The organism is Bacillus sp. DHT2, from assembly GCF_026241455.1.
GTDB classification, from domain to species: Bacteria; Bacillota; Bacilli; order Bacillales; family Bacillaceae_G; genus Bacillus_A; species Bacillus_A pseudomycoides.
The window spans coordinates 1-1017 of sequence record NZ_JAPHWH010000063.1; the positions used below are offsets into that span (position 1 = coordinate 1).

At 38.3% G+C, this 1017-nt stretch carries 1 protein-coding gene; it reads left to right on the plus strand.

Features of this window, described 5'->3' with window-relative positions:
* The coding region (locus ORL93_RS30775) for a non-ribosomal peptide synthetase (protein WP_265960345.1) at window positions 1-1017 on the plus strand (1017 nt) is incomplete at both ends.

Here is a 1017-nt window from a genome sequence, read left to right on the forward strand (position 1 = left end):
GTAGGAAGCCCTGTAGCGAATCGGAATCACAGAGAATTAGAAGAATTGATTGGATTCTTTGTAAATACCCTAGTAATGCGTTCAGATCTATCTGGAAATCCGAGTTTTAAAGAATTTCTGGGGCGTATGAAAGAAACTACTTTAGAGGCATATAATCATCAAGATTTACCATTTGAGAAGCTGGTTGAAGAATTACAGCCTGAGCGTAGCTTAGGACAGCACTCACCATTATTTCAAATTTTATTTGCGTTACAAAACGCGCCAGAAGGAGCTCAAACTTTTAACAATCTTGAATTACAATCTATAGATGTCGATATGGATGTTTCAAAGTTTGATTTGGCATTACATGCAGTGGAAAATCATAATGAATTGTGTTTGACTATGGAATACAACACTGCTTTGTTTAAGAAAGAGACGATAGAAAGAATGATGGGGCACTTAGAGACGCTATTAAGAAATTTTGTAGTGAATGAAGAGCAAAGCATTGGAGAAGCGTCCATGTTAACGCAACCAGAACTGCACCAGCTTTTGGTAGAGTGGAATAACACAGCCTCAGTTTATCCAAAAGATAAGTGCATCCATGAACTATTTGAAGAACAGGTAGAGAAAACACCAGAATCTATAGCTGTAGTATATGAACAAGAACAATGGACATATCAAGAGCTTAATGAACGTGCAAACCGTATAGCTCATTATCTTCGAAAATTAGGAGTTGGACCAGAAGCATTAGTAGGATTATATATGGAACAATCTCTGAATATGGTTTCGGGACTGCTCGGAATCCTTAAGGCCGGAGGAGCTTATGTACCTTTGGATCCTACGTATCCATCTGAGCGGATACAATACATGTTAGAAGATACGCAGGCACCGGTAATACTAACTCAATCGCATTTATTAAACAACTTGCCGACTTGTGATGCAAGTATCGTACAACTAGATGAGGATTGGCCAGTGATTGCTCAAGAAAGTGGGAGTAATCCGAAGAATATATCAACTCCAGATAATTTGGCATATGTT